Here is a 26,557-nt window from a genome sequence, read left to right as displayed (position 1 = left end):
CTGTCATAATCTGGACCGCGTTGTCCGCCTGTGTGGAGATGAAGCCCTATGGTTGGGGTAAGCGGCGCCCGCTCGCGGTCTCGGCTTTGGGTCGGTTGGCGCGAATGGGTTGCGCTACCCACGCTCGGTGTAGCGCGCATCAAGGCCAAGGTGGATACCGGCGCGGCAACCTCCGCGCTGCATGCCATTCATGTGCGGCGTTACCGGGATAATGGAACGGACCGAGTAAGCTTCGAGGTCCACCCGGTCCAACGATGCACCGGTACCACGGTGCACTGCTTAGCCGATGTCGTTGCCGAGCGGGTCGTGACCAGCTCGACCGGGCATCGTGAGCGACGGCTCGTAATCCGTACCCCTGTGCTTATCGCAGGCCGGCGCTGGTCGATTAAACTCACCCTTACCAATCGCGATAATATGGGTTTTCGTATGCTGCTTGGCCGTCGGGCCATGAAGGGGCGTTTGCTTGTCGATCCGGGCGCTTCTTACTTAGCCGGAGCTGCTGATGGCGAGTTCGCCGCCGGCAGCCGACGGCATCGGTCCCGTTGAGTACGAGCCGAGGTAAATCGATGCCAAAAGAAAAAGCATGAACATCATCGTCCTCTCTCGCAGCACCAAGCTCTACTCCACCTGCCGGATCGTCGAGGCCGCACGCGAGCGAGGGCATAGCGTCCGGGTGATCGATCCTTTGCGGTGTTACGTCAAAGTCAGCGCGCACCGCCCGGAGGTCCATTATCGGGGCGAAATCCTAAAATCCGTGGATGCGGTCATTCCGCGCATCGGGGCCTCTATTACCTTTTACGGCGCCGCCGTGCTGCGCCAATTCGAAATGATGGGCGTCTTTCCCCTCAACGAGTCGGTGGCCATCAGCCGCTCCCGCGATAAGTTGCGCTCGCTGCAGCTGCTGGCACGGCGGGGTATTGGCCTGCCGGTCACCGGCTTCGCCTTCTCGCCGGATGACAATGAGGATCTGATCAACCTCGTCGGCGGTGCTCCGCTGGTGATCAAACTGCTCGAGGGCACGCAGGGCATGGGGGTGGTGCTGGCGGAGACCAACAAGGCGGCCGAAAGCGTGATCGATGCTTTTCATGGGCTCAATGCCTATTTTCTGACTCAAGAGTTCATCCAGGAGGCCGGCGGCTCCGATATCCGCTGCTTCGTGGTGGGCGATAAGGTGGTGGCGTCTATGATGCGCCAAGCCAAGGAAGGCGAGTTTCGCTCGAACGTCCACCGTGGCGGCCAAGTCTCGAGCGTTCGCATCACCCCCGAGGAGCGCTCGAGTGCGGTCCGCGCGGCCAAAATCATGGGGCTCAACGTCGCGGGTGTGGACATTATGCGCTCCAACCATGGTTCCGTTGTGTTGGAGGTGAACTCATCTCCCGGTTTAGAGGGCATTGAGCGGGCCACTGGTAAGGACATTGCCGCGGCCATCATCCAGTTCATCGAAAAGCACGCCCGCGCGGGCAAGACTCGCACCCGGGGGCGTGGTTAATGACCTGCTCACTCCTACCTGGCAATGGTTAACGTACGCTGAGTTCGATAGAATGCGGCGTCTCTCCGGCGGTAGGTGATCTATAGCCGCACCAAGACACATCGGTGCGGGCGGAATCGTCGGTTTGGGTACCCATCGTTTCGAGGCACCATGGCACAGTACATCTTTACCATGAATCGGGTGGGCAAGCTCGTCCCCCCAAAACGGCAAATACTGCGCGATATTTCGTTATCCTTCTTTCCGGGCGCCAAAATCGGTGTGCTCGGGCTGAACGGCGCCGGCAAGTCCACGCTGTTGCGCATCATGGCTGGCGTCGAGCGTGATTTCGAAGGCGAAGCGCGGCCGCAACCGGGAATCAAAATCGGTTTCTTGCCTCAAGAACCGGAGCTCGATGCGAGCAAGGACGTGCGCGGCAACGTCGAGGACGGCGTGGCCGAGATCAAAGCGCTGCTGGACCGGTTCAATGAGGTCAGTGCTCGGTTCGCGGAGCCGGATGCCGATTTCGATGCTTTGCTGACCGAGCAGGCCCATCTGCAGGACCAGATCGAGGCCGCCGGCGCATGGGATCTGGAGCGCAAGCTTGAACAGGCCGCCGATGCGTTGCGGTTGCCCCCATGGGAGGCCGAGATTGCTAACCTCTCGGGTGGTGAGCGGCGCCGGGTGGCACTCTGCCAATTGCTGCTCGCCGGTCCCGACATGCTATTGCTCGATGAGCCGACCAACCATTTGGATGCCGAATCGGTTGCCTGGCTCGAGCGCTATCTGGCCGAGTACCCGGGTACGGTGGTTGCCGTGACCCATGACCGTTATTTCCTGGACAACGTGGCCGGTTGGATTTTGGAGCTCGATCGCGGCTACGGTATCCCCTGGAAGGGCAATTACTCTTCCTGGTTGGTGCAGAAGGAGGCGCGATTGGCGCAAGAGGCGCGTGCGGAGGCGGCGCACCGCAAGACGATCCAGCATGAGCTGGAATGGGTGCGTAGCAACCCCAAAGGCCGGCAGGCCAAAAGCAAGGCCCGTCTGCGGCAGTTCGATGAGTTGCAGTCACGGGAGTTTCAGCAGCGCAACGAGACCAACGAGATCTATATCCCGCCGGGTCCACGGTTGGGCGACCTCGTGATCGAGGCCAACCACCTCGTCAAGGGCTACGGCGAGCGCCTGTTGATCGATGATCTGAGCTTTAAGGTTCCCCCGGGGGCTATTGTCGGCATCATCGGCGCCAACGGCGCCGGTAAGACGACGTTGTTCCGGATACTGACGGGGCAGGAGCGTCCCGATGCCGGTGAAGTCCGGCTTGGCGAGACGGTCGATCTGGCCTATGTTGATCAGAGCCGCGACCACCTGGACGACGGTAAGACCGTATGGGAGGAGATCTCGGGAGGCCAGGATCTTATCGAGATCCAGCGCTACACGGTCCCCTCGCGTGCTTACGTCGCCCGCTTCAACTTCAAGGGCGCGGATCAGCAAAAGCGCATTGGAGAGCTCTCGGGAGGTGAGCGTAACCGGGTGCACCTGGCCGCGCTGCTCAAACGCGGCGGTAATGTACTGCTACTTGACGAGCCCACCAACGATTTGGACGTGGAAACCCTGCGTGCATTGGAGGAAGCGCTGTTGGCCTTCCCCGGCTGCGCCCTGGTGATCTCGCACGATCGCTGGTTCCTCGATCGCATCGCCACCCACATCCTTGCCTTCGAGGGCGACAGCCAAGTGGAGTGGTTCGAGGGCAACTATGCCGACTACGCGCGCGATCGAAGGCAGCGGCTCGGGGATGAAGCCGTTAATCCGCACCGGCTTAAATACCGGCGGCTGGCCTGATTGATCGCATCCCTGGCGTGTGATGTTGAGTCGGCACTTGCCCAATCGACCAGTTCGAGTGACGCGCAGTGTCGGATTCTTGAACACTTTTTCGACCTTCTCTGAAAGTGTTTTTGTAAGTATTTGAAATATAAATATATAATTATTTAGCCAAGATTGGCATATATGGTGCTTGGTATCAGCTGGAGGTGTCGCTTTTGGGTCCACCACGGTGGTTGGATCGGCGGCAATCGATTAAAAGAGGCCGCGACCCAGCCCCAATGGGTGGCTTGTTCGAGGCGGCATGGGACGCAACGGGAGTGGCATCATGAGTGTGAGATCAGACGCAGGCCGCATCTATCCCTTGAGTCTTGTTCGTCTGTTGCAGGACAACCGGCGCTATCAAGGAACGAAAGCCGTCAGTGAGGGCAACCGCTCGGACGGCTTCCGCCCGGCTTTTCTGGATCCTGATACGAATATTGTTTATCCCTCATGTCAAGCCGATGGACGCTTGGCTGCGGTGCACTGCCTCGAAGGACTGCCGGACGAGCTGGTGGTCAGTCGCGATGAGGCCGGCCACGTGCTGGAAGCCAAGCCTGGATTGATTGCCGGATTTCTCTACGGGGGGCGTTTCTATAGCCGCGAGGAGGCTCTACGGCTGTCGCAGGAGCCTTAGAGCGTTTCGTCAGCCGGTATGTGGATAATGCCGCGCACGGAGGCCCGCGGGGTAGTGTTAATTTATTGCAACACTCGCGATGGCTTGCCCGCAGAGCGCTATTGCGATGCACTTGGCAACTCGATGCGGCTCACCTCGATAAGCTGGTCGGGCTCGATGCCCGCTCCGATATAAACCGCTAATGTTTTCTATACGCGGGCACGCACTGGGGGGGCATCATGACGGGCATGGCGACCGAGCGTACAGCGATTCTGCTCATGCACTGTGCGGATCAGCAGGGGTTAGTGGCGGCTATCAGTGAATTTATCGCCCGTAACGAGGGCAATATCGTTTATCTCGATCAGCACGTGGACGAGCGGCGCGGCATATTCTTTATGCGTGTCGAGTGGGAGCTCGCGCGTTTTCGTGTGGCCGTCGAGGCGATTGACAAGGCATTCGACGAGGCGATCGGGCAACGGTTCGGAATGCATTGGACACTCTCGTTTTCAGATGAGGTCCCACGTATCGCCATCATGGTCTCGAGGCTGCCTCATTGTCTCTATGACCTGCTCTCACGCTGGCAATCCGGGGAGTGGCGTGTGGAGATCCCCGTGCTCATCAGCAATCACGAAGACTTGGGAGACGTGGCGGAGCAGTTCGGTTTGCCCTATCACGTCTTGCCGGTTACCCCGGAGAACAAAGCGCATCAGGAGCAGAGGTTACTTGAGTTATTACGAGCGCAACGGGTCGATCTGATCGTGCTCGCCCGCTATATGCAGATCCTCGGTCCGCAACTCATCGCCAATTATCCTAATCGCATTATCAATATCCACCACTCTTTCCTGCCCGCTTTCCCAGGTGCGCGCCCCTACCACAACGCGCACGCCCGGGGCGTCAAGATCATCGGCGCGACCAGCCACTATGCCACCGCCGAGCTCGATGCCGGCCCAATCATCGCGCAGGATGTGGTGCACATCACCCATCGTGATCCGGTAGAGGAGCTGATCCGCAAAGGGCGTGACCTGGAGAAGCTGGTTCTGGCACGGGCCGTTTGGGCGCACATCCAGCGCAAGGTACTTTGCTATGAAAATCGCACGGTGATTTTCGATTAGTCGCCCGCTACCAAAGCGTCACCGGGCTGGCTTAACCCGGACGGGATGTGGGCTCTCGCTATGGCTAGCGGAGAACCTCGAATGGTTCCCTAATTCCGTCATTTCGACTTACGCTGGAATGAAGATGCAAAAGCTATTTTGCGAAATCGAGTTCACTTGCGCGTAGTCGTGGCGCAAGTGCACCTCGGCTGCATGAGCGCAGCCTATCGGTCTTCGAGCTACTTGGTGGCGGGGCGGGTGCACTCCGGATTGCGGCCGTCGAACTGGGCGCGCTCGTAGAGTCGCATTGCCCGGGGCATGTGGTCACGCAAATCCTCGATACGATTCGACGGCGATGGATGGGTGGAGAGGAACTGCGGTGGCTGATCGCCGCCTGCTTTACTCATATTCTGCCATAATTCGACGCCTTGCCGCGGATCGAACCCGGCCTGCGCCATCAGCTCTGCGCCGATTTCATCGGCCTCGCTTTCCTGCGTGCGGCTAAACGGCAGGATGATACCCACCTGAGCGCCCAGGCCGAGCAGCGCCAGGCCCTGTTGCTCTATAAAGCCCCCCGAGCCGACGAAGATCGAGAGCAAGTCCAGGCCGGTTTGGGTGGCAGCATTGGTCGATAGCCTTTCATTGGCGTGCCCGGCCAATACATGACCCACTTCGTGGCCGATCACCGTGGCGAGCTGCCCCGGTGTCTGCGCCACTTTGAGCAAGCCGCTGTAGACGCCGATCTTACCGCCCGGCAATGCGAAGGCGTTGATCTGATCGCTGCGAAACACCGTGACTTCCCAGTGGGTTTTGCCGTGTTCCCCCGGCAAGACTCGCGTAATCGCATCGGCCACGCAGCGCACATAGCTCGTCACTCTCGGGTCGTCGGCGATGGGCTGCTTCTGTTTCATTTCCTTATAGGCTTGCGTCCCCATCGACTCCACTTGTTGCTCCGGGAACAGCTTGAGCTGGCTGCGTCCGGTCGGGGAGGTGGTGCATGCCGTCACCCAGAGACTGCAAGCCATTACGAGCGCGCCGGTCCCGCGGGTCGTGATCCTCATCCTGTTCATTGCTGTGGTCGGCTGCAACGGTTGCCTCGTTACTTTATTTATCGTGAGTTGCTGCGCGTTTTCATTTCGGCATCTCCATAGGGAACGTCTGAACTATTCGAGCTGAAGTCAAACGCATTCGTCTCTGACGAGAGGAAGGGTAAAAATGCTCGGTTTCCCGCCGCCGAGTGCTGATTTACGGGGCCGTTTGGCGCCGCTGAACCCCTTTTCGGAGCAAGCAGGCGCAGTTTGCCTGTCAGCTCGTCATCAGTTGCCTCCTCACCAGATACAGATTCGTCAGGCCGATCAGCGTGAACACCTGGGCGGCGTTCTTGGCAAGCCCCTTGTAGCGCACCTTGGTGTAACCGAATTGGCGCTTGATCACCCGGAAAATGTGCTCCACCCGGGCACGGACCGAGGAGCGCTTGCGGTTGGTGCGCTTGTTCGCACCGGTGAGTTTGTGCTTGGAGCTTGCCTTCAAGGACACGCCCCAGTAGACACCCGCCCGGCGCGCCGCGCGCTTAAGGGTGTTATCGACGTAGCCCTTATCACCAAAGACCGCGCGGTCGTCCTCGCGCAGCAGGCGCGGCAATTGGCTGATGTCCGAGGCGTTGGCTGCAGTCACCGAAACCGTGTGAGCAAGGCCGCTGTTGACATCGGCCCCCACGTGGATCTTCATGCCGAAATACCACTGATTGCCCTTCCGCGTCTGGTGCATCTGCGGGTCGCGCCGGCGCGCCTTGTTCTTCGTCGAGGCCGGAGCGTGCACAATCGTGGCATCGACCATAGTGCCGCCCTTGAGCAGCGCCCCGCGCTCGGCGAGCACGTCGTGGATTACGTTCATCATCTGGGCAGTCAGGCCGTGGCGCTCCAGCAGGCGGCGAAACTTCAAAATCGTGGTCTCGTCGGGCAGCGCGTCGTCGATGAGCTCAAGCCCGGCGAAGCGGCGCATCGACTCGATCTCATAGAGCGCATCCTCCATGGCCGGGTCGGAGAGCGCGTACCACTGCTGCATGAAATAAATACGCAGCATCGACTCAAGCGGCATCGGCGGGCGGCCACGCCGGCCCGCCTTGGGGTAGTGCGGCTCAATGAGCGCCACCAGTTTTGCCCAAGGCACCACCTGCTCCCTCTCGGCGAGAAACTTCTCCCGGCGCGTGCGCCGCTTCTTGGCCGCAAAACTCATCGAAGCAAAGGTGGTTTGTTTCATCGGTTCCGCCTGGGTCCGTGGCAATGCCGCAATTATACTGGCGTGGCCGGGAATAGTTCAGAGTCTCCATAGCGTAACAGCGCAGAGTGATCCCAGATACGTTCTCAAAGTCAATATCAGATCATATTAGCGCCTGTCAGTTGGGTTGGCAGCGCTATGGCGTAGTCATCGTGTGTATTCGGGTGACTCAGTCGTGCCAAGAAGCTGCGATTAAGTTTGAATTCAGCTCGTCCATTTAATCTTGATGCCGTGTTTAAGCAATCGATGAGATTACGCTAATGATATCGAAACGAGTCAATGCAATACTGACTACCTTAATGGGCGCTGCGGCGCTGTTTGGCGCGACGCTGTTGGTCGCCGCGATGACCCATGACGAAGTCATGACGCCGGCGGCGCAGGCTCAGGTGTTCGAGCAGGCGCCGGATCTCAAGGCATTGATCGACGAGGTTGAAAGTCGCCATGGCGGTAAAGTCCTTGGGATCGAGCGCGAGGATGACGGCCAGCAGGGTCTCTATGAGGTCGAGTTTCTTGGTGTTGATGGCCGGGAGAGCGAGTTTGATGTTAATCGCGCCGGTAACAAGGTTTCAGTTCATGATGAACGCCATCCTCATAAAGACTAATCGGCTAGACTCTGAGCTTCGCGAGGGAGCGTGATACAGACCGTGAGGCCGCCAAGACACCCCTGTGGGGTAATGTCGAGGCGGCCTCCGTATTGCGCAACGATGTCGTTGGCGATCGCCAGCCCCAGACCATTGCCGGGGGCGGACTCATCCAGCCGCTGGCCACGGCGGGCCAGTCGGGTGACGTCCTCCGCGGCGATACCTGGCCCGTCATCGGCGATCCAGATCTGCAACGGGGGGCCGGGTTCAGCGCGGATGGCGATGTACCCCCGTGCCCATTTAAAGGCATTGTCCAGGATCACGCCCAGCAGCTTGAGTAAATCCTCGCGATCCCCGGGGAAGCGCGTGGATTGCGCTACCGAGACGGTGCATTGGATAGGTTTGTCCCGGTAGATACGGTGGAGTGTGGCGATGAGATCGTCAATTTGTTCCCGCAACGGCACGCTCACTCCCGGAGCCCCGCCACCACCGAAGCGGGCACGACGTAGTTGGGAATCGATGAGCATGTCCAGTCGCTGTACATGCTGCCGCAGCTGCTCGGCCGTCTGCGGATCGCGGCGTATAGCAGGCTCGCCTTCTAGCTGCGCCAGAGCCGCCAGCGGCGTTTTGAGCGCATGGGCGAGATCGCCGATCGCACTTCGGGAGCGCGCCAGGCGCCGACCCATGATTTCCAGCAGGCGATTGATGTGGTTGACCAACGGCAAAATCTCTATGGGTATTCCCGCCTGTGGAAGTTGCGTGAGCTCGCCACATTCTAGGCGCGTCAGGTCAGCGCGGGCTTCGAATAAGGGGTTCAGCAGACTGCGCAGCAGCCGCCGTTGCAATAGCCAAAGCCCTAAGGCGAGCAGAATTCCGGCTGCCAGGGTGCCGCCGTAGATTACAAAGAGGGTGTTGCGTAACGCTGAGACGTCCTCGCCTACCGCAACTTGGACCGTGGCGCCGCCTTGTAGTACTCCAGTCACCAAGACCAGCAGATATTGGTCGTCTGGACCCGCTAGAAAGCCCCGCCAATTTTGCCCTGCTTGTAACCCTGGCAGAGCCAGCCGTGCGTCCCAGAGCGAGCGTGAACGCAGCGTAGGCTTGCCAGGGTGCTCAATTTGATAGTAATGACCGGAGTAGACTTTTTGATAAATGACCGGCAGGGTGTTCGGCGCGCAGCGCGCACTCTGTAAAGAGGCGATCAGATTGTCGCGGTCGTGCATGAGCCGAGTCACCACGAAGTCTCGGGTTATTCGGGCGATCCCGATGCCCGTCGCCAGCACGGCTACCAGCAGCAGACTCGCCACGCTGAGCAGCAACAGGCGGGCGAGGCGGCGTTCGAGGCTGAGCGGCGCGCTCATACTCATACCTCTGGGCTCTATGCCGCGGTTGGGTCACGGAACCGATAACCTTGGCCACGGCGGGTCTCGATATAATCCGAACCGAGCTTACGGCGCAGACGATTGACATAGACCTCGAGCACATTACTGTCCGGGTCGCCATCCTCGGCGTAAACATGTTCAGTCAGCCGTGCTTTCGACAGCAGGCGCTGCGGATTGAGCATGAAATAGCGCAGCAGGCGAAACTCCGTTGCCGTAAGCCGGACCGGCTGCTGATCGGGAAGGATTACCTTTTGCTCCTCCTCGTCCAGCACGAGTCCGGCGCTTTGCAGCGGTCCGCTGGGCTGTTGTCGGTGTGCCCGCCGTAGCAATGCACCCACTCGAGCGAGCAGTTCCTCAGTATGAAAAGGCTTGCCTAGGTAGTCATCGGCACCGGCTTTGAAGCCGTCTACCCGCTCATACCAAGCATCCCGTGCAGTCAGGATGAGCACGGGAATCGGATTGCCCGCCGCGCGCCAGCCGCGCAGCATCTCCAAGCCGGCGCCGTCCGGCAGGCCGAGATCGAGCACGATCAGATCGTAGAGCGCTTCGCGGCCAAGATGCGCGGCATCCACGGCGCTGCCGGTCAGATCGACCGCGAATCCGGCCCGCTTCAGGTCCCGTCGCAAACCTTCAGCCAGCACGTAATCATCTTCCACGACCAGGATCAGCATGTCACTTCTCGCGCTCCGTGCGGAGTAGCCGGCCGGTGGCCGCGTCGATGTGCAGCTCCCAGATGCGGCCGCGCCGGTCGATTACCTCCACCTCGTAGATGACTTGCCCGGACTCGCGCTCCAGCTCCACCTCGAGTACGCGGCCGGGGCGCGTAGCCTGGGCAGTCTGCAGAATAACGCTCAGAGGCCGGATTGCTCCGGCCTCCAGCAGACGCCGGGCGTCGTCCTGATCCAGCTCCTCGGCGTGCGTCAGCGAACCCAATAATAGGAGCGCAAGCCCTGTGAAACGGTTACGCATCACCGCGAACATCTTCTCCTTGAACCTCTGCGCTAGGACTCCCTGGCGCATCCTCACGCCGCTTGTAGCCATGGAACATCAAGGCCATCAGGTTTTCACGGTGGGTCACGCTGCTCAATAGAACCCCGCCGGTATGCACGATGACCAGCGCCAAGGTCAAATTGGCGAATAACTCATGGATGTCCTCCAGGGGGGCTGCGAGAGTTTCGGATTTCGCGATCCAACCTGCCAACGGCCCGGTGCCGTCGTCGGCGGCATATAAAACGATTCCCGACAGCGTAGCCAGTAAGAGAAACACGAGGATGGCAATGACCATCGCCGCCCCGGCGGGGTTATGACCGAGGTAACGGCTGGCCCGGCCCGTGATTTCCTCCGATAAGTAGCGTAACGACTCCGATGGCTCAGTAACGAAGTTCGCAAACCGGGCATGGCGGGTGCCAACGAAGCCCCAGATGATCCGCAGCGCGACCAGCGCGAGGATCAGATAGCCGGCCCAGGAATGCAGCCACAGAAAGTCGTCGTCGGTGATGAAATAGGCCGCAAAAAAGGCGACCACCAGGGTCCAGTAAAAAACCCGCACCACCGGATCCCACACTTTGACTTGATTATCATGCGACATAAGCTTTTTTCCACGCCGGTCGTCGGCTACAAGCCTACGAGGCATCGATGAATCGTAGCTTAATTTTCCCTGCTCGAACGGGTAGGCGACCGCTTTTGGGTGGCAGCGCTCAGAGCGGATCGCCTACGGCGAACCGCCTTACGCAGGCCGCGAATTCGCCGGCCGGCATCGCGGCCGCAAAGGAGGTGCCCTGGCCGAAATCGCAGTGATGGCGGCGCAGAAAATCAAGTTGCTCCCGGGTCTCGATGCCCTCGGCCAGCACGTGCATGTCGAGGCTATGGCCCAGTTCGATGACGGCTATAGTTATCGCGGCGTCGCAGCCGTTGGTAGCAAGCTCGTCGATGAGGGAGCGGTCGATCTTGAGCATTTGTACGGGGAAGCGTTTCAGGTAGCCCAGTGATGAATAACCGGCGCCGAAATCGTCGATTGCCAGTTTCACGCCCAGCCGCTTGAGCTGAGCGACAAGGCTAGCCGCTAGCTCGGGGTTCTCCATGGCGAGCGACTCGGTGACCTCGAGCTCCAGGCAGGCGGGGTCGACTGAGGCATCTCGCAAGACCTGATCGACTAGGGAGGCGAACTCCGGGTAGCGGAACTGCACGGCGGAAAGGTTCACGGCGATGTGCCCGATCGGCAGCCCTTCCCGTTGCCAGACTTTGAGTTGCCGGCAAACTTCTCGCAAGCTCCACTCGCCGAGAGGGATGATGGCGCCGCTCTCTTCCGCCATGGAGATGAATCGGCTCGGATAGAGCAGGCCATACTTTGGGTGGTGCCAGCGAATCAATGCCTCGCAGCCGATTACGCGTCCAGTCGTCAGTTCCACCTGAGGCTGGTAGTGGAACAGAAATTCATCGTGCGTTAAGGCCTGCCCCAAATCGTGCTCGAGCGCGCAGCGCACCCGCATTTCCTCTTCCATGCCGCGGACGAAGAAGCAATAAGCATTACGCCCCTCCAGCTTGGCGCGGGAGAGAGCGAGCTCGGCATTGTGAGTGAGTTCCTCGGTAGCGAGCCCGTTCTCGGGGTATAGGGCTATGCCGATGCTGGCGGTGACGTTGAGCTCGCGTTCACCCGCTATGGTCAGGGTTGGTTCGACTACATCCAGTAGGTGTTGGGCGCGGAAAGCGGACTGCTCGACGCGGTGCAGGCTCGTTTGTATGAGGGCGAACTTGTCGCCCCCGACCCTGGCCAGGGTATCACTCCGATGCACCGCCGCGCCGAGCCGCTGTGCGATTCTCTGCAGAACTTGATCGCCCTGCGCGTGACCGAGCCCCTCATTGATCAGTTTGAAATTGTCCAGATCGATGAGATGCAGTGCTATTTGTCGCCGCTGCCAACTGGCGTCGGCTAAGACTTGATCGAGTCGATCGCGGAAGAGCGATCGATTCGGCAGTGCGGTCAACGGATCGTAATTGGCTGCATAGCCGAGGTGGGTTTCGGCCGCCTTGCGCTCGCGGATGTCCCGTACCACGCCAAGCAGTGTGCCCTGTCGCTTGGTGCTGCTATCCATTAGCGGCACGAAAATGGCTTCCGTCAAGATGCCTTGGCTGTTGCCAAAGCAGAGTTCGCCTTGCCAGCGCCCGGTATGCGTGACTGTGGTATCGATCGCTTTGAGCAGGGTATCGACCTGCTGTGCCCGCAGCAGTTGGTTCAGAGCGATTCCCTTGAGCTCGGCGTTATCTCGACCGAGCAGGGCCTCGGCGGCTCGGTTGCAGTCCAGGATCCGAAAACCATGATCGATGATGAAAACGGCGTCGGCCATGCTGTCGAGGATCATGGCATGGTAGCAGGGATTTTCATCGAGTTGCGTGTGCGCCTTGACGTTGATCCAGGCGAAACCCAGACGTGGGGCCGGAAGTGTCAGAAGGGATACGCGAGTTGTGGGAAGAGCATGCTGCGTATGACGCAGCTGGTACCATGACCAGGCCGCCAGCACCACGGCGACGAACAGCTCAAGTAGCGCGCCTATGCTGGAGGTGGGCTTGCTCGCCACGCTGAGCTCCCAAACGCCGTGGCTTACTAGTACCCCCGCTGTTATTGCTACGGCAATTGCGCTGATGAGGCGAGAATGGATGTTCATCCTTTGCATGTCCTAAACTCAAATGCTTGCTCGCCTCATCTCGCCATAGTTGCAAGATGGCCTGTCGCTCTCGTTTTTTAAGGAGCCTCTGATTTATTCGTCACACCAGAGAAGGCCGGTGTCCAGATTATTGATTTGACTGAATTACGTAAACCTTCCCTGGTTTGCGCCCTCTGAGCCAGCTGAAGCTGTTCAAAGCCGTTCCTACGGATTTGTCCGGCTTTCGCCGGAATGATGAGAACGTGATTGATCAGAGTTTCCTTAATTTGAATAATTGATGTAGCGTTAATCCGATTGTAGCGTAATATGCCGCAGCAACCCGGCGGCGCGTAGCCAGGCTTCACGAGCGGGGCGATTGCGCACGTGCGGCGCTGAGCGCCAGGCACTGGGGCTTTCCGTGAAGCGGTTTTGAAGGTTCCATGACAGCCGTACCGGGCGATATGGAAGCAGGCCTTGCCGTTTCTGGCGAGGCCAACGGAGCTTTGCTGCAATGGATCTCAACGGTGCCGGCGTCTTGCTCCTGCGCTGAGGCCGAGCAACCCAAGACCCCAGAGCGCCACGGCAATCGGCTCTGGACGGTGCTCGTGGTGCTGGTTCCCTTGATCTGAAAGGTCAGGTCGGAGTTCGTGGGGCGCGCCGCCCCCCCCCGCTAAGCGCCGCCGGCGACCGCCTGATTCGAAGTGAGCCCGGGCTGGGTCTGCGAGGTCCTCTCACCGGCCACGGCGAAGCTCGATCGCATGTCGAAAATGCTCCGCTACGCGGCCAATGGCTTTTGTTGGCGAGCTTCGTTGACGAGGCCGAGGTGGCCGCCGAGCCGTTCGACGCCGTGCCTCTTCCGCTCGCTGCGTTATGGGCGGAATGAGCGAAAAGAGAAGGGTTTATCCGAGAAGGTTCGCGTGCCGCTGCTTCAGGAAACTCAATGGCTTTCCCGAGAATCCGAATAGCGTCCGTCTTTGTACATAAGAGCCGTGATCTGCTCTGATAGCAGACCGATCAGAAACACGATGACCGAAGCGCTGAACAGCAGCGCGCTCATGTTCGTAAACCGGCCCTCGACGGCGTACGTGTAGCCGTAATTTCCCAGTCCGAGCAGGAAGAACAGTACGCTGGCGGGCGCGAACAGCTTGAGCGGCGAGTATAACGTGGCGACCTTGAGGATGATCAGCAAAAAGCGCGCCCCGTCCCGCAGCGGTCGGATGTGGCTGCCATGGCCGTTGCGCTGGCCGGTCTCGATGGGGACATAGGCCACGCTGTAGCCGGCGCGGAAAAAGGCCATGGTGATCGTGGTCGGATAAGAAAAGCCGTTGGGCAGCAGGTACAAGAACTCGCGAAACTTGGCGGCCCGTACGGCCCGAAAGCCGGAGGTGAGATCCGCGATGCGATGCCCCACCAGCAGGCTCGCCAAGGCGTTGTAAAACCGGTTCGCGAGCGAGCGTCCGACGCTCGCCTGCGAGGCGTTATCCCGCGCTCCGACGACCATGTCATAGCCCTCGTCGAGCTTGGCGAGCAGCTTCTCGATGTCCTCGGGCCGGTGCTGACCGTCGGCATCCAGGGAGACGATGATCTCGCCGTTGACCGCCCGGGCGCCGGCTTTTATGGCGGCACCATTGCCCATGCTGTAAGGATGGGTGATTATGCGGGCGCCGTGTGCGCGCGCGAGTCGTGCCGTAGCGTCGTTCGAGCCGTCGTCGATCAGCAGGATCTCCGTCTTCGGATAGATCGCGCGCAGCCGGTCGAGCAGCTCGGGCAGCGCGGCCGCTTCGTTCTTGGCGGGGAGAACGATGCCTAACGTCGCGGCTCGGTGAGCCGGCACCGGTTTGCTGTGCATCGCCATGTTCATGGCTTCCGATTAAACCGCTTTAATATTTATCGTTCTGCCAAAGATCGCACAGAATCCCTCGCTGGGCTCATATTTGCTTGGGAACAGGCTATTTATTCATGTAAAGGGATAGTTGAGGCCCATGTCCGGTTATATGAGCAACTCGTAGTGTGTCACATTGCATAACGATTACCCAACAGCTACGAGGTATCGGAGATGGCCGAGACCACCTTTACATTTTGTGTCGAAGAGGAGCTAAAGTCCGCCTTTACGACGGCCGCAAAGGCCCACGACCGGACCGGCGCGCAACTGCTGCGCGCATTCATGCGCGATTACTTGCGGGCGCAGGAAGCGGCGGCCGGCTATGATGCTTGATTTCGGCGTAAAGTCGAAGCGGGAATCGCCGCCGCAACAGCGGGACAGGTTACACCGAGTGAAGAGGTCGAGGCCTATTTTGCCGAGCGGCGTGCGGTCTCGAGGCGCCGGTCTAGCGAGGCGTGAAGCTGGTATGGACTACACCGGCGCTGGCCGATCGCATCGCTATATATGAGCATATCGAGGCCGACGATCCATGGGCGGCGGCCATGCTGGATGACCAGCTTAGGGTGGCCGCCGAGCGTCTGGGAGATCACTCCGAAATGGGCCGTCTCGGGCGAATAGCGGGGACACGAGAGTTGATCGCTCATCCGCACTATATCCTCATCTGCGCGATCGACGGCTAAACAATTCTAATGCTGGCGATTGTGCATACCTCGCGGCAATGGCCGCCAGAAGGGAACTAATGTGGGTGCATTAAGCCGAAGGCCGTAATGCGCCGGATGTTCTCCGCGAGCTCATTCTCCAAAGCCTGCCTCATCAATCACCGCGCTCCCTGCCCAGTCGACCGGGTACATCCCCGCCGTCACGCACCGATGAAACGTCGAATACGGCCAGTCCGCCACCCGGGCTACCAGCCCATGCTTGACTGGATTGAAGTGCAATAATCCATATGTGTGGAAAAGTCCACTGCATCGCGGACCAAGTGTTCCCAGAACCGTCGCCGCCATATGCCCCGTTCGCCGCGTCGCGTTCAGACCTCCGAGCGCCACTCCCGTACCGGCACCTGCTTGGCAAAGCCCGCTTTTATCAGCCGCCAACGCAGCGCGAAGTCCGTATCGTCGACCGGCAGCTCCAGTACGCAATGCATATGATCAGATAACACCAGCCAGTCGTGGATGGTGAAGGGGTATATCCGTCGAGCCCGTGAATGGCATCCCGTAGCTGATCGATATGTCGGACCAGCTGATCGTTGCCGCACCACTGTAACAGTGTGATGGTGAAGAAATAGATGCCACCGGGATTCCAGGCGCGGCGGTAGTCGGGCATGGCGCGTAATTCCGTGATCGTCGGTATTGGAAACCGTGTTGTTGGGTTTGTCAGAGCATGCGGCGCAATACGCTTCGCTATTGCGCCCTACGAGTTGTTGCCAAAGATGCCTGGGCACAACTGCCGCCGCTTTTTAATGCATCTTGGCGTAGCAGCCTTGAAATTCGGTCGAACTCACTGGAGTAATACTTGCTTCGCTGCAACCACCAGCGGTGGAGGGAGACCATGCTGAAGCCGAGCCTGGCGCTCTGATGGGTGGAGGCAGCATGGTATTCCGCCAGGATAGCGAGCCCCATGCATGGATGGCCGGCTGATCCCATTTGAGCGGCCTCGGTCAGTGCGGCACCCGGCCTTGGCTTGACCTGAAGCGCTTGAATGAAACGCTGCGCTGCAGTTTCGGGATGCCCGGTTTTCAGCGCCAATAGCCCATAGAGATTGAGCATTGATTGGCGGCTTCCGTCCGAGCGAGCAAGCGCCGGGTTAGCTAGTGCGGCAAGAATCAGCCGCTCGATCTGGGCTGTGCCTAAGCCCGTGCAGGGCTGGCGATCCAATTTTTGGATGAATTTATTGATAATCTGATAGGCGAGGCGCTCCGTGCGCTTGTCGGTGCGCAAAGCTTCGGCCGCTTGCATCACCTCTTCCTGCTTCACCCGGTTTATGTTGCAAGCCAGCGATAATCGGTTCAGCTCGATCATCACCGAATCGGGATGTTTTTCCGATGCCTTGTTCAGAATCCCTTGGGCGGTCTCGTATGACCCTTTCTGTTCCAATATCAATGCCGCGTAAGTTTGGGCACGCGGGGAGTCCGGGTTTTTTTGGGCCCACATGAGGCCTTGCTGGGCCGCATTCCCCCACAGATCCGCGCGCAGCCATGTCAGGCTGCTGATCACGACCAATAACATGACGGCCAGCTCGATACGGAGCTTTGGTGCCGGTGCCGCTGCGGTGACGATCCAGATCGAAAGCGGCAGGAAAATAAACAGCGCGGGTGTGTAGCTGCGGTGCTCGAAATAAAGTTCGAGAGCCACGACCGTGGATTCGATGAGATGGCCCGCGAAGAAGAAGAAAATAGCGAGCGCCAGGCTTGGGTATCGGCGGCGGACTTTCCAACCCAAAAAAAGCAGTCCCGCGATGACCGCCATCGCCGGGAAGGTCGTCCAGGGGCGCACGAGGTTGGTCGATACCGTGATGCTGTCCTGGAACAGGCCGGCGGTGTACGGCTCAGGCAGGAATAGATGCTTAATATAGGTCAGGACGATGCGCGGCTCGGTCAGCAGGCGCTGTGCCAAGGTGAAATCGCGGCTGTGTGCGGCCCCGGTGATCGCGCCGGGAGTTTGATGGACCAGATAAGCCAGCAGAAGGATTGTGGGCGCTATGAGAAAGATGGTCCGCCACCAGCGGAACGTTGAGTCCGACATGCTATGGCAACTTTGATTAATCGCTTTTTTACCATTCCGGCCGAAGCCGGAACCTAGAAAAAGCAAAAAGCTGGACATCGGTCTACGCCGGTGTGACAAATAAATCGGAGTCTCCCTAACGGTCTTTTCTTCCGCTCGACTGAACACCAGCCATTCGATCAGCAGGGCAAAAAGTGGCAGTAGGGCACCGCTCTCCTTGCTCAGAACAGCGAGCGTCGTCCCAAAAACGATGCCGCCCGACATCCATAGATACGCCCGCTGCCGAGTGCCCGCTAGCAGGCGCTGCCGCCCATGTACATAAGCCAGTAGCCCGCCGAGCACGAAGGTGGCGCAGAGCAGCGTCATGCGCTGAACTATGTAGAGGGTGGTGGATACCCAGAACGGATGCAGCAGCCAGAGGCCACCGGCGAGCAGGCCGATCCATTCGGCGTGTTTGCGGGTATGCCCCAGTGCTTGGGCCAGCCGGGTGGAAAGCCAGATCAGCAGCACCCCGTTGAGGAGATGCAGCAAGGTGCTGGTGTATTTAAAGGCCTCAGGGCTGGTCGGCCATTTGTTGTCGTCGATCAAAAAGCTGAGCAGGGCGAGCGGCCGCCCAGTGGGACCGGCGATGCCGCTGGTCAGGTAGCTGATCAGGCGCTCGGTGTTATTGATCGTTCCGTAGTCGCCCAGCGCCGGCAGGTTGGCGTAATCATCGAACAGGAAGGGGCCGTGGAGCCCGGGGGCATAGACCAGCCAAGCCAGAGCTAGGAGCGCGCTGAACAGTGCGGCCCTGACGAGGGTATCGGTTGTCGGCATAATGTGCCTTTTTGTGCCTGTTCGAATCCGGTGGCTCTTAAAAAGCGAACCCCTCTCGAAGAGGGGTTCGCTTTCCCTTGTTCAATACATTTGAGTATCAGGTGCCGGTGCAGTTTTTGGGTATGTATTTTTGCGCTGCGTTGCTGGAGCATTTCCACTCGATCGACCCGCTGTGGGTCTGCGGGCTCAGACTCAGTGTTTTGCCACTGATGCCAGAAGACACTCCAGCTGTTTGCATGGTTGCCGTAATTTTGCCGTTCAAGACATCTACTTTGTTGACATACTTACCATTGATAGTGGTGTTGGTCGGAATTCCAAACTTCCCATTATCAGCGCTATTGAACGAGCCTTCGGACGTCCAGATCTCGGCGACGTTGGTCTTCTGGCCGCTCGCGAGACTGAATGCCTCGGTCATCTGCGACCGGGCGACGTAGTCCTGATAGGCCGGGATGGCGATGGCGGCCAGGATGCCGATGATCGCGACCACGATCATCAGTTCGATCAGTGTGAAGCCCTGCTGGACCTTTTGCATAATTCAACTCCGTATTTAGCAAGGTGTTTGCAAGATAAATCTCTGTAGACAGCGATTACAGTGCCCGGCGGGTTCGCCGCCTCCTCCCCCTGCAGAAGTATTCGGCGCAGTCCCTAGTGCACTGATTAAATGCATATGTCATGCCAACTTTTAAAAAAAGAGTTCGCCAAATGAGGAAGATATTTATATAGCCAATTAAATTAGTAAGTTAAAAAATATACCTCGATCTAGAATTAAATTATCGGCGCTCGACGTGCCTTCGTCATGGACCGGCTGCGTCACCTGCCGCCTTCGAGGTGACAATCTGCGTCAGTGACAACCGCGTTAGGGACAGGAGGTGGATCCCGGCCTGCGCCGGAATGACGCATGCGAAATGCGCGTCAGTATTTGACTGACTACTCCAGCCCCAGCTTCTTCAGCCGGTAACGCAGCGCGCGGAAGGTGATGCCGAGCAGTTGCGCGGCGGCGGTCTTGTTGTAGCGGCTTTTTTCGAGCGCCTTGACGATGACCTCGCGTTCCACCTCGCCGAGGTAACTCTCGAGCTCGAAGTCCTGAGCCGGCTCGACCGTGGTGGGGGCTTGAACCTCCCGGCTTTTCTGTGGCAGCTGCAGGTCGGCCGCGCCGATGAGATCGTTTTCGCTGAGCGTGAGGGCGCGCTCCAGGATGTTCTCGAGCTCGCGGACGTTGCCTGGGAAGGGGTAGGCGCTGAGTGCGGCGAGGGCTGCGTCGTCGAGACGCGGCAAAGGGTTGGCCTCGCCGACCATGCGGCGCAGGGTATGCTCGACCAGCAGCGGGATGTCCTCGGTGCGCTCGCGCAGGCTCGGCGCGCGGACCTCGATCACGTTGATCCGATAGTAGAGATCGCGCCGGAAGGCGCCATCCGTAACGAGCTGACCGAGATCCTTGTGGGTGGCGCTGAGGATGCGCACATCGGTCGACTCCTCCCGCAGAGTGCCGACCGGGCGCACGGCTTTCTCCTGAATGGCGCGTAGCAGCTTGACCTGCATGTGCTGGGGCAACTCGGCCACCTCGTCCAGGAACAGGCTGCCCCGGTCCGCCGCCTGGAACAAACCCGGCTTATCCGCCGAGGCACCGGTGAAGCTGCCCTTTTTGTGGCCGAAGAACTCGCTCTCCATCAGCTCGGTCGGGATCGCGCCGCAGTTGACCGGCACGAAGGCTCGATCGCGGCGCGGACCTTTGTCGTGGATGAGCCGGGCGATGAGTTCCTTGCCGGTGCCGGATTCGCCGCAGATGTAGACGGGTGCTTGGCTGCGGGCGAGTTTGACGATCGTCGCGCGAATCTGCTGCATCGCCGAGGAATCGCCGAGCAGGGTATTGCGCGAGCGCCGGTCGATCTCCGGAAACTCGCTCAAGCGCAGCGCATGCTCGACCAGCCGGCGCAGTACATGGAGGTCGACCGGTTTGGTTACGAAATCGAATGCCCCGGCCTTCAAGGCCGCGGTGGCGGTCTCGATGCTGCCGTGTGCGGTGATCACCGCCACCGGCGTGTCCGGATGGTGTTTTTGCATGAGCCGTACTAGATCCAGGCCATCGCCGTCCGGCAAGCGCATGTCGGTTAGGCACAGGCTGAACGGTTGGGCAGCGAGCAGCGCGCGGGAGGTGTGCAGATCCGGCGCCGTGCGAACCTCGAGGTCCATCTGCTCCAGCGTGAGCTGGGCTAGTTCGCGGATGTCTGGTTCGTCGTCGACGATCAATGCGAGGGGTCGCGGCATCGGTTAGTCGTCCTCCTTGAGCGGATCGGCGAAGGTAATTCGAAAGCAGGCGCCGGCGGCCACTTCTTCGTTGAGATGGATCCTTGCTTGGTTTGCCTCGCAGAGTTCTCGAGCGAGATAAAGCCCCAAACCGGTACCATTGGCCGAGCCGGTGGCGAACGGCTCGAAGAGGTGCTCCCGAATCGCCAGGGGTACACCCGGGCCATTATCAGCCACTTCTAAGAACGGGTGGGCGCTCGGATCCCGGCCCATGCGCAGCACAACCCGCGGCGTGCCACCTGCTTGCTCGACCTGCTCGACGGCGTTGCGCGTTAGATTATCAAGAACCTGGCGCAGATGATCGGCATCGAACAATGCCGCCACGGCGGCGCCTTCGAGTTCGAAGCTCACCCGGTTCAGGTCGGGCCCTTGTTGCTCGCGCCAATCGGCGACGAACATTGGCAGCCATTGCGCCAGTTGAATGCGGTTGCGGCTGGGAGGGGTCCGCCGGGAGAGTTGCAGCACGTTCTCGACCGTAGTGTTCAGCCGCTTGCCTTGTTGGTAGATGATCTCCACCAAGCGGCGGTTAGCTGATCGTGCGTCTTGAGCCTCGCTGAGCAGCTGAGCGGCATTCATCATAGCGGCCAGCGGGTTGCGAATCTCGTGGGCGATGCTCGCGGCCAGGCGGCCGATGGAGGCGAGCTTGACCTGCTGCACTTGGGCGCGCATTTGCGTGAGGTTCTCGAGAAAAATCAGCACGCCGGCCCGTCCCTGCGATCCAAGCGGATGAAAGCGCGGCGCGAATTCCTGCCCGCCGCGCCGTGCGGTGAGGGGTTCGAGCGCGCCAGCCCAAGTCTCGCGCCAGCGCCGGTAAGCGCCAGCGAGCCCCGGCGAAACTTCGGCTAAGGGTGGCCGGCGGCGGGTATCCACATCACCTACCAATTCCCGGGCGGCGCGGTTGAGTAAACGAATACGATCGCCGGAATCCAAGGCGATCACGCCGATCTCTAAACGCTGCACGATTTGGTCGTTGAGTACCTCGAGATCGGCCACGTCCAAACCGCGCTGCGCTGCCAGCGCCTCATTCTCCCGGGCCCGCCGAGCGAGCATCGATCCGGCAAACGCCGTTGCGAAGGTGGCGAGTCCGAGTGCGGCCACTTGAGTGTAACTGCCGTGTCCCGTGTTCGCGGCGAGCTCGGCGAGCGCTTGTTCGAACAACAGGATGAGGGTGGCGACCGCAGCATAGAAGCCACTCATTCGCGCCCCGGCAAGCAGGCTGCCGCCGGCGACCGCGATTACCATCAGGATGCCGAGCCCCGCCTGCAAACCGCCGCTGGCATGGATAAGCCCGGCGATCGCGAAGATATCCAGAAGAATCTGGCTGTGCAGCTGCAGCGCAAAGGCTGGTTGCTGCGCATAGGCCATTGTGAAGGCGAGCAAAGCAAGTATCAGATAGCCCAGGCAGATCTCGAGAAACAGCGCGGGGTAGACGAGGGGGAACAGCTCGTTGCGGTGGCCGGCCGCGAAAGCCAGCAGCAAAATGGCTGCGACCGCTATACGGTAGCCGCACAGGATACGCAGTGGGCGCCAATCGCTTATTTCCCGGAGCATGGCGGCTACGACGGATTGGGGTTGCTGAGCTGCATATGCTTGACTTTGCATCGGCTCGCCCCGGTTTTTCAATGTGCCGGTGTAAGGATTAATCGCTCGCTTGTCGCTCCAGCGCTAGCCGGAATCCAGCAAGCGTTAAATGGACCCCGAATGGCGGCGGCGCACCTCTAGACCGGAATTCTTCTCTAATACACACATTTATAATGATCGGTACTGGCCTTGCATTTCTGCGACGGATTTCCGGTTCTGCACCCGTTGCTTGTCGGTTGTTAGCTGGCCTTGGTGTGTAGTCGAGGCGTCCTTTTATGAGCCGGTTTTGCTTTGCGTGGGCTTTGGGGGGAGAATAGCGAGGCTTGTCTTGGGCGAAAGGCACAGAGATGAATCTCCACGAATTCCAGGCGAAGCACCTCTTCTCCCGGTTCGGCATTCCGATCCCTCGCGGCTATGTCGCACGCTCCGTTGCTGAGGCGCGCAAGGCCGCCGAGCAAATCGGCGGCGATCGTTGGGTCGTAAAGGCGCAGGTCCACGCCGGCGGCCGCGGCAAGGCCGGTGGTGTCAAGCTTGCGGGGAGTCTCGATGAGCTGACCCAGTATACCGAGTCCATGCTCGGCACCCGCTTGGTCACGGCTCAGAGCCCAACCAAGGGCCTACCGGTCAATGCCGTGCTGATCGAGGAGGGGCTGGATATCGCGCGCGAGCTCTACCTGAGCGCGCTGGTGGACCGGGTGAGCAAGCGCATTCTGTTCATGGCTTCGGCCGCCGGTGGCATGGACATCGAGGAAGTGGCCGCCCATCACCCCGAGCGGATTCTTACCGCACGGGTAAATCCCGTCGTCGGCTTGCAAGCCTATCAGTGCCGTCAACTGGCTTTTGGGCTGGGACTGGAGGGCAAACGGGTCGGAGAGTGGGTAAAGATCATGCTGAGTCTCTACCACTGCTTCATCGAGCGCGACCTCAGCCTGATCGAGATTAATCCGTTAATCCTCACCACCCAGGATGAGTTGTTGGCATTGGATGCCAAGATCAATGTCGATGACAACGCCGTCGCGGTCGGCCGTCAGCCCGAAATCGCCGACATGCGGGATCTCTCCCAAGAGGACGAAACTGAGATCCGGGCTGCGCAGCATGGGCTGAACTACATCACTCTGGGTGGCAACATCGGTTGTATGGTCAACGGCGCCGGGCTCGCTATGGCCACCATGGACGTTATCAAGCTTTGTGGGGGCGAGCCGGCGAATTTCCTGGACGTGGGCGGAGGCACTAGCACAGAGCGGGTGACCGAGGCGTTCAAGCTCATCTGTTCGAGCCCTGACGTAAAGGCCATCCTCGTCAACATCTTCGGCGGTATCGTGCGCTGCGACATGATTGCCGAGGGCATCATCAACGCGGTCAAGGAGGTGGGGGTCAGCGTGCCGGTCATCGTGCGTCTCGAAGGAACCAATGTCGAGCGAGGCAAGGAGCTGCTTGCCGAAAGTGAGCTCGACATCATCGCTGCCGGCAACCTCACCGCCGCCGCTCAGCGCGCAGTTGCCGCAGTAGCGCGGTGAGTCATTTTTAGCGGGCAGGACGGGGCGCGACACCATGAGCATTCTGGTCGACAAGGGCACCAAGGTGATCGTTCAGGGGTTCACCGGCCGTCAGGGGACCTTCCACGCCGAGCAGTGCATCAGCTATGGAACGCAGATCGTCGGCGGCGTGACACCCGGCCGGGGTGGTGAACGCCATCTGGACCGGCCGGTATTCAATACTGTCAGAGAGGCGGTGGCGAGCGTCCACGCCGATGCCTCCATGATCTATGTGCCGGCGGTGTACGCGGCGGATGCGATCCTGGAAGCGGCCGAAGGCGGTATCCGCGTGATCGCCTGCATCACCGAGGGTATACCGGTGCAGGACATGCTCCGGGTCAAAGCGGCGCTCACCTACTACGATGCCATATTGGTCGGCCCCAACTGCCCCGGTGTGATCACCCCCGGCGAGTGCAAGATCGGCATCATGCCGGGTCAAATCCACAAGGCCGGATCCATCGGCATCGTCTCCCGCTCGGGTACCCTGACCTACGAGGCGGTCAAGCAGATTACCGACATCGGCCTGGGTCAAAGCACCTGCGTGGGCATCGGTGGCGACCCCATTCAAGGCCTGTCCTTCGTCGACGTGCTGCAGCGCTTCGAGCAGGACCGCCAGACCAAAGGCATCGTGATGGTGGGGGAGATCGGCGGCACTAGCGAGGAGGAGGCGGCTGAGTTCATCGAGTCCAACGTGCGTAAACCCGTCGTGGCCTATGTTGCCGGCGTGACGGCTCCGCCGGGCAAGCGCATGGGCCATGCCGGCGCCATCATCAGCGGCGGCAAAGGTATGGCTAAGGACAAGTTTACCGCGCTTGTCAAAGCGGGCGTGGCGACAGTGCGCTCACCGGCCGAGATCGGCTCGACGATGAACGAGTTTTTCGTGGGGTGAAGCGGGCTGGCCGCTGCGCCGTCGATTTGATGCTATGAACGATCGCCTTCGCATTGCTATGGCGCAGCTGAATCTGTTGGTCGGAGATGTCCGGGGCAACACGCTGGCCGTCATTGACGCGGCGTGCCGTGCCCGGGACGAGCTGCGGGCGCGGGTGGTGATCTTCCCGGAGCTGGCGCTGACCGGCTACCCACCGGATGATTTATTGTTGCGCAATGATTTTCTCGGTGAAGTCAGTGCGGCGATCGCACAATTGTGTCGTGCGGTGCGGGATGTGACCCTGATTGTCGGGGCGCCGGTGCGCAGCGCCACCGGATTGATGAACGCCGCACTCGTAATCGAGCAGGGGCGAATCGCGGCGACCTATGCCAAGCATTACCTGCCCACCTATGGTGTGTTCGATGACACGCGCTATTTTGAGCCTGGCAGTGCGCCGTGCGTCGTCGAGGTCGCAGGTTGCCGTATCGGTGTGACCATTTGCGAGGATGCCTGGCATCCCGAGCCCGTGGCGTGGGCGGTGCAGATGGGCGCCGAGGTCGTCGTCAACCTTAATGCTTCCCCGTTCGATCAATATAAGCGGGCCGCCCGCGAGGCGGTGATCCGCGAACGCATCGGTGAATCCGGTGTGGCAATGCTCTATTGCAACATGGCCGGCGGTCAGGACGAGGTGGTCTACGACGGCGCATCGTGTGCCTTTGGCCGCCACGGCGATCTGCGTGTTCGCGCCCCGCGCTTTCGCCCCGGGCTCGTTCCTGTGGACTTGCTCCAGCGTGGGGGTGGCTGGGAGGCGCTGGAGGGTTCGATCGAAGAGGATCCATCGGAAGAGGCGGTTCTCTATGACGCACTGGTCTGGGGCGTACGTGATTATGTCGAAAAAAACGGCTTTCCCGGAGTAATCATCGGGCTTTCCGGCGGGATCGATTCCGCCCTAGTCACCTGTGTGGCCGTGGATGCGCTCGGCGCCGAGCGCGTCGAGACGGTCATGATGCCGACGCAGTACACATCTGAGATAAGCTGGACCGACGCCGCGGCGCTTGCAGGGAGCCTCAGGATCCGCCACCGCGTCATTGCCATCGAAGGCGTTTTCAAGGCTTTCTCGGAAACTCTCCAACCGGTATTTGCCGATGCACCGGCGGATGTTACGGAGGAGAATCTCCAGTCCCGAATTCGCGGCACCCTGCTGATGGCGCTCTCTAACAAGCAGGGGAAATTGGTGCTGGCAACCGGCAATAAGAGTGAACTGGCCGTGGGCTACGCAACGCTCTATGGCGATATGGTCGGGGGGTTCGCGCCATTGAAAGATATCTTCAAGACCGATGTATACTCTTTGGCTCGCTATCGCAACGAGCTTGGTGAGGTCATTCCCCAAAGCATACTAACGCGCCCGCCCTCGGCCGAGTTGCGTCCGAATCAACTGGATACCGACAGCCTGCCCGAGTATATCGTGCTCGATACAATTCTGGCGGCCTACGTTGAGGAGGATCGCTCGGTGGAGGAAATTGTTGCCGAGGGTTATGATCGCGCGACGGTTGAGGAGGTGGTGCGACTTGTCCACCGTAACGAGTACAAGCGCCGCCAGGCACCGCCTGGGGTCAAGGTCACCACCAAGGCGTTCGGTCGTGATCGGCGCTACCCGATTACCTCCGGCTTCGCACGAGGGCGTTAGCGAAATCGATGGATCGGGCACGGCGCTGTTGCCGGCCACCATGTGCCACCTAAGGAGCGAACGCATCGGTTGTTAGAGGCGGGGTTCGGGGCGCGGCCTCTATGTGAGGAGTTGCGGGCGAGGTACTACATTAGGCAAGCCTTGATGCATGAGGGCTAAAATATTTCGAGTTTTGCGCAATGGAAGGCGCTCGGCGAGGCAGGCAATCCATTAGGGAGCTCTTGATTAATTAATCCGTTCGCCCAGAGCTTGTC

General features: G+C 60.0%; 24 protein-coding genes and 1 pseudogene. 12 read left to right on the top strand and 13 right to left on the bottom strand.

Going from position 1 to position 26,557, the window contains the following annotated elements:
• The first annotated feature begins 48 nt into the window (after positions 1–48).
• From NB231_RS09490 to purU, 5 genes are all read left to right on the top strand, one after another.
• On the top strand, positions 49–546 hold the full coding sequence (locus NB231_RS09490) for an ATP-dependent zinc protease family protein (RefSeq protein ID WP_005002148.1): 498 nt from the start codon (positions 49–51) through the stop codon (positions 544–546).
• Positions 547–583: 37 nt separating this feature from the next.
• Entirely contained in the window at positions 584–1,489 is a 906-nt protein-coding gene (gene rimK / locus NB231_RS09485; protein WP_005002145.1) for a 30S ribosomal protein S6--L-glutamate ligase, read from the top strand.
• 150 nt (positions 1,490–1,639) lie between these two features.
• Positions 1,640–3,304 (top strand): energy-dependent translational throttle protein EttA, encoded by a 1,665-nt coding sequence (ettA, locus tag NB231_RS09480; RefSeq protein WP_005002143.1) that lies wholly within the window; start codon positions 1,640–1,642, stop codon positions 3,302–3,304.
• Between the two features lie 307 nt (positions 3,305–3,611).
• On the top strand, positions 3,612–3,959 hold the full coding sequence (locus NB231_RS09475) for a hypothetical protein (protein WP_156776965.1): 348 nt from the start codon (positions 3,612–3,614) through the stop codon (positions 3,957–3,959).
• 218 nt (positions 3,960–4,177) lie between these two features.
• Positions 4,178–5,050 (top strand): formyltetrahydrofolate deformylase, encoded by an 873-nt coding sequence (gene purU / locus NB231_RS09470; protein ID WP_005002140.1) that lies wholly within the window; start codon positions 4,178–4,180, stop codon positions 5,048–5,050.
• Between the two features lie 218 nt (positions 5,051–5,268).
• Here the strand turns inward: purU and NB231_RS09465 are convergent, their stop codons facing one another.
• Both NB231_RS09465 and NB231_RS09460 read right to left on the bottom strand, forming a co-directional pair.
• Positions 5,269–6,090, bottom strand: a complete 822-nt coding sequence (locus tag NB231_RS09465; RefSeq protein WP_005002138.1) for a M48 family metallopeptidase — start codon at positions 6,088–6,090, stop codon at positions 5,269–5,271.
• 244 nt (positions 6,091–6,334) lie between these two features.
• Positions 6,335–7,288: an IS5-like element ISNmo4 family transposase gene (locus NB231_RS09460; protein WP_005002129.1), complete on the bottom strand. Its 954-nt coding sequence runs from the start codon at positions 7,286–7,288 to the stop codon at positions 6,335–6,337.
• A 317-nt stretch (positions 7,289–7,605) separates the two neighbouring features.
• Here NB231_RS09460 and NB231_RS09455 point away from each other — a divergent pair, with 317 nt between their 5' ends.
• Entirely contained in the window at positions 7,606–7,908 is a 303-nt protein-coding gene (locus tag NB231_RS09455) for a PepSY domain-containing protein (RefSeq protein WP_005002127.1), read from the top strand.
• Here NB231_RS09455 and NB231_RS09450 read toward each other — a convergent pair.
• From NB231_RS09450 to NB231_RS09430, 5 genes are all read right to left on the bottom strand, one after another.
• A complete protein-coding gene (locus tag NB231_RS09450) occupies positions 7,905–9,248 on the bottom strand; it encodes a sensor histidine kinase (protein WP_198007281.1) in 1,344 nt (447 codons plus the stop codon). The genes NB231_RS09455 and NB231_RS09450 overlap by 4 nt on opposite strands.
• A gap of 17 nt (positions 9,249–9,265) precedes the next feature.
• Complete coding sequence (locus tag NB231_RS09445; protein WP_005002123.1) at positions 9,266–9,940, bottom strand: response regulator transcription factor; 675 nt, start codon at positions 9,938–9,940, stop codon at positions 9,266–9,268.
• 1 nt (position 9,941) lies between these two features.
• A complete protein-coding gene (locus tag NB231_RS09440) occupies positions 9,942–10,238 on the bottom strand; it encodes a PepSY domain-containing protein (RefSeq protein ID WP_040663714.1) in 297 nt (98 codons plus the stop codon).
• Positions 10,231–10,857, bottom strand: coding sequence for a cytochrome b/b6 domain-containing protein (locus tag NB231_RS09435; protein ID WP_005002120.1), 627 nt, complete (start codon positions 10,855–10,857; stop codon positions 10,231–10,233). Before NB231_RS09435 ends, NB231_RS09440 begins: the two co-directional genes overlap by 8 nt.
• Positions 10,858–10,966: 109 nt before the next feature.
• Positions 10,967–12,931: a putative bifunctional diguanylate cyclase/phosphodiesterase gene (locus NB231_RS09430; protein ID WP_005002118.1), complete on the bottom strand. Its 1,965-nt coding sequence runs from the start codon at positions 12,929–12,931 to the stop codon at positions 10,967–10,969.
• A 419-nt stretch (positions 12,932–13,350) separates the two neighbouring features.
• Between NB231_RS09430 and NB231_RS09425 the strand changes: the two genes are divergently transcribed.
• Complete coding sequence (locus tag NB231_RS09425; RefSeq protein WP_005002117.1) at positions 13,351–13,539, top strand: hypothetical protein; 189 nt, start codon at positions 13,351–13,353, stop codon at positions 13,537–13,539.
• A gap of 308 nt (positions 13,540–13,847) precedes the next feature.
• Here the strand turns inward: NB231_RS09425 and NB231_RS09420 are convergent, their stop codons facing one another.
• Positions 13,848–14,771, bottom strand: coding sequence for a glycosyltransferase family 2 protein (locus tag NB231_RS09420; RefSeq protein WP_005002114.1), 924 nt, complete (start codon positions 14,769–14,771; stop codon positions 13,848–13,850).
• 195 nt (positions 14,772–14,966) lie between these two features.
• On the opposite strand from NB231_RS09420, the gene NB231_RS19645 reads away from it, so the two are divergent.
• A complete protein-coding gene (locus tag NB231_RS19645) occupies positions 14,967–15,125 on the top strand; it encodes a hypothetical protein (RefSeq protein WP_005002111.1) in 159 nt (52 codons plus the stop codon).
• A 122-nt stretch (positions 15,126–15,247) separates the two neighbouring features.
• Positions 15,248–15,472, top strand: a complete 225-nt coding sequence (locus tag NB231_RS09410; protein ID WP_005002109.1) for a type II toxin-antitoxin system RelE/ParE family toxin — start codon at positions 15,248–15,250, stop codon at positions 15,470–15,472.
• Between the two features lie 111 nt (positions 15,473–15,583).
• On the opposite strand, the pseudogene NB231_RS09405 reads toward NB231_RS09410, so the two are convergent.
• From NB231_RS09405 to NB231_RS09385, 5 genes and pseudogenes are all read right to left on the bottom strand, one after another.
• Positions 15,584–16,115, bottom strand: a pseudogene (locus NB231_RS09405) (REP-associated tyrosine transposase).
• Positions 16,116–16,192: 77 nt separating this feature from the next.
• Entirely contained in the window at positions 16,193–18,328 is a 2,136-nt protein-coding gene (locus NB231_RS09400; RefSeq protein WP_005002106.1) for a tetratricopeptide repeat protein, read from the bottom strand.
• 97 nt (positions 18,329–18,425) lie between these two features.
• Positions 18,426–18,860, bottom strand: coding sequence for a pilin (locus NB231_RS09395; RefSeq protein ID WP_005002092.1), 435 nt, complete (start codon positions 18,858–18,860; stop codon positions 18,426–18,428).
• A 395-nt stretch (positions 18,861–19,255) separates the two neighbouring features.
• Entirely contained in the window at positions 19,256–20,593 is a 1,338-nt protein-coding gene (locus NB231_RS09390) for a sigma-54-dependent transcriptional regulator (RefSeq protein ID WP_005002090.1), read from the bottom strand.
• A gap of 3 nt (positions 20,594–20,596) precedes the next feature.
• Positions 20,597–22,234 carry a sensor histidine kinase gene (locus NB231_RS09385; RefSeq protein ID WP_050756086.1) on the bottom strand — a complete coding sequence of 546 codons (1,638 nt, stop codon included), beginning with the start codon at positions 22,232–22,234 and terminating at the stop codon, positions 20,597–20,599.
• A 326-nt stretch (positions 22,235–22,560) separates the two neighbouring features.
• Here NB231_RS09385 and sucC point away from each other — a divergent pair, with 326 nt between their 5' ends.
• Genes sucC through NB231_RS09370 form a run of 3 tightly spaced genes read left to right on the top strand, consistent with a single transcriptional unit; the run spans position 22,561 to position 26,303 of the window.
• Positions 22,561–23,730, top strand: coding sequence for an ADP-forming succinate--CoA ligase subunit beta (sucC, locus tag NB231_RS09380; protein ID WP_005002088.1), 1,170 nt, complete (start codon positions 22,561–22,563; stop codon positions 23,728–23,730).
• Positions 23,731–23,764: 34 nt separating this feature from the next.
• Positions 23,765–24,637, top strand: a complete 873-nt coding sequence (gene sucD, locus NB231_RS09375; RefSeq protein ID WP_005002087.1) for a succinate--CoA ligase subunit alpha — start codon at positions 23,765–23,767, stop codon at positions 24,635–24,637.
• A 34-nt stretch (positions 24,638–24,671) separates the two neighbouring features.
• On the top strand, positions 24,672–26,303 hold the full coding sequence (locus tag NB231_RS09370) for an NAD+ synthase (protein ID WP_005002082.1): 1,632 nt from the start codon (positions 24,672–24,674) through the stop codon (positions 26,301–26,303).
• The last annotated feature ends 254 nt before the right edge of the window (positions 26,304–26,557 follow it).

The sequence above is a fragment of the Nitrococcus mobilis Nb-231 genome (assembly GCF_000153205.1).
Lineage (GTDB): Bacteria > Pseudomonadota > Gammaproteobacteria > Nitrococcales > Nitrococcaceae > Nitrococcus > Nitrococcus mobilis.
This window is presented reverse-complemented; position numbering and strand designations above follow the sequence as displayed.

Excerpts from the sequence above, each read along its gene's own strand:
- purU (WP_005002140.1), top strand. The coding sequence starts at position 4,178 with ATGACGGGCATGGCGACCGAGCGTACAGCGATTCTGCTCATGCACTGT.
- NB231_RS09425 (WP_005002117.1), top strand. The coding sequence starts at position 13,351 with ATGACAGCCGTACCGGGCGATATGGAAGCAGGCCTTGCCGTTTCTGGC.
- NB231_RS09385 (WP_050756086.1), bottom strand. The coding sequence starts at position 22,234 with ATGCAAAGTCAAGCATATGCAGCTCAGCAACCCCAATCCGTCGTAGCC.
- NB231_RS09400 (WP_005002106.1), bottom strand. The coding sequence starts at position 18,328 with ATGCCGACAACCGATACCCTCGTCAGGGCCGCACTGTTCAGCGCGCTC.
- NB231_RS09455 (WP_005002127.1), top strand. The coding sequence starts at position 7,606 with ATGGGCGCTGCGGCGCTGTTTGGCGCGACGCTGTTGGTCGCCGCGATG.
- NB231_RS09475 (WP_156776965.1), top strand. The coding sequence starts at position 3,612 with ATGAGTGTGAGATCAGACGCAGGCCGCATCTATCCCTTGAGTCTTGTT.
- ettA (WP_005002143.1), top strand. The coding sequence starts at position 1,640 with ATGGCACAGTACATCTTTACCATGAATCGGGTGGGCAAGCTCGTCCCC.
- NB231_RS09370 (WP_005002082.1), top strand. The coding sequence starts at position 24,672 with ATGAACGATCGCCTTCGCATTGCTATGGCGCAGCTGAATCTGTTGGTC.
- NB231_RS09440 (WP_040663714.1), bottom strand. The coding sequence starts at position 10,238 with ATGCGTAACCGTTTCACAGGGCTTGCGCTCCTATTATTGGGTTCGCTG.
- NB231_RS19645 (WP_005002111.1), top strand. The coding sequence starts at position 14,967 with ATGGCCGAGACCACCTTTACATTTTGTGTCGAAGAGGAGCTAAAGTCC.
- NB231_RS09430 (WP_005002118.1), bottom strand. The coding sequence starts at position 12,931 with ATGAACATCCATTCTCGCCTCATCAGCGCAATTGCCGTAGCAATAACA.
- NB231_RS09465 (WP_005002138.1), bottom strand. The coding sequence starts at position 6,090 with ATGAGGATCACGACCCGCGGGACCGGCGCGCTCGTAATGGCTTGCAGT.
- rimK (WP_005002145.1), top strand. The coding sequence starts at position 584 with ATGAACATCATCGTCCTCTCTCGCAGCACCAAGCTCTACTCCACCTGC.
- NB231_RS09395 (WP_005002092.1), bottom strand. The coding sequence starts at position 18,860 with ATGCAAAAGGTCCAGCAGGGCTTCACACTGATCGAACTGATGATCGTG.
- sucC (WP_005002088.1), top strand. The coding sequence starts at position 22,561 with ATGAATCTCCACGAATTCCAGGCGAAGCACCTCTTCTCCCGGTTCGGC.
- NB231_RS09390 (WP_005002090.1), bottom strand. The coding sequence starts at position 20,593 with ATGCCGCGACCCCTCGCATTGATCGTCGACGACGAACCAGACATCCGC.
- NB231_RS09445 (WP_005002123.1), bottom strand. The coding sequence starts at position 9,940 with ATGCTGATCCTGGTCGTGGAAGATGATTACGTGCTGGCTGAAGGTTTG.
- NB231_RS09435 (WP_005002120.1), bottom strand. The coding sequence starts at position 10,857 with ATGTCGCATGATAATCAAGTCAAAGTGTGGGATCCGGTGGTGCGGGTT.
- NB231_RS09490 (WP_005002148.1), top strand. The coding sequence starts at position 49 with ATGGTTGGGGTAAGCGGCGCCCGCTCGCGGTCTCGGCTTTGGGTCGGT.
- NB231_RS09460 (WP_005002129.1), bottom strand. The coding sequence starts at position 7,288 with ATGAAACAAACCACCTTTGCTTCGATGAGTTTTGCGGCCAAGAAGCGG.
- NB231_RS09420 (WP_005002114.1), bottom strand. The coding sequence starts at position 14,771 with ATGAACATGGCGATGCACAGCAAACCGGTGCCGGCTCACCGAGCCGCG.
- sucD (WP_005002087.1), top strand. The coding sequence starts at position 23,765 with ATGAGCATTCTGGTCGACAAGGGCACCAAGGTGATCGTTCAGGGGTTC.
- NB231_RS09450 (WP_198007281.1), bottom strand. The coding sequence starts at position 9,248 with ATGAGCGCGCCGCTCAGCCTCGAACGCCGCCTCGCCCGCCTGTTGCTG.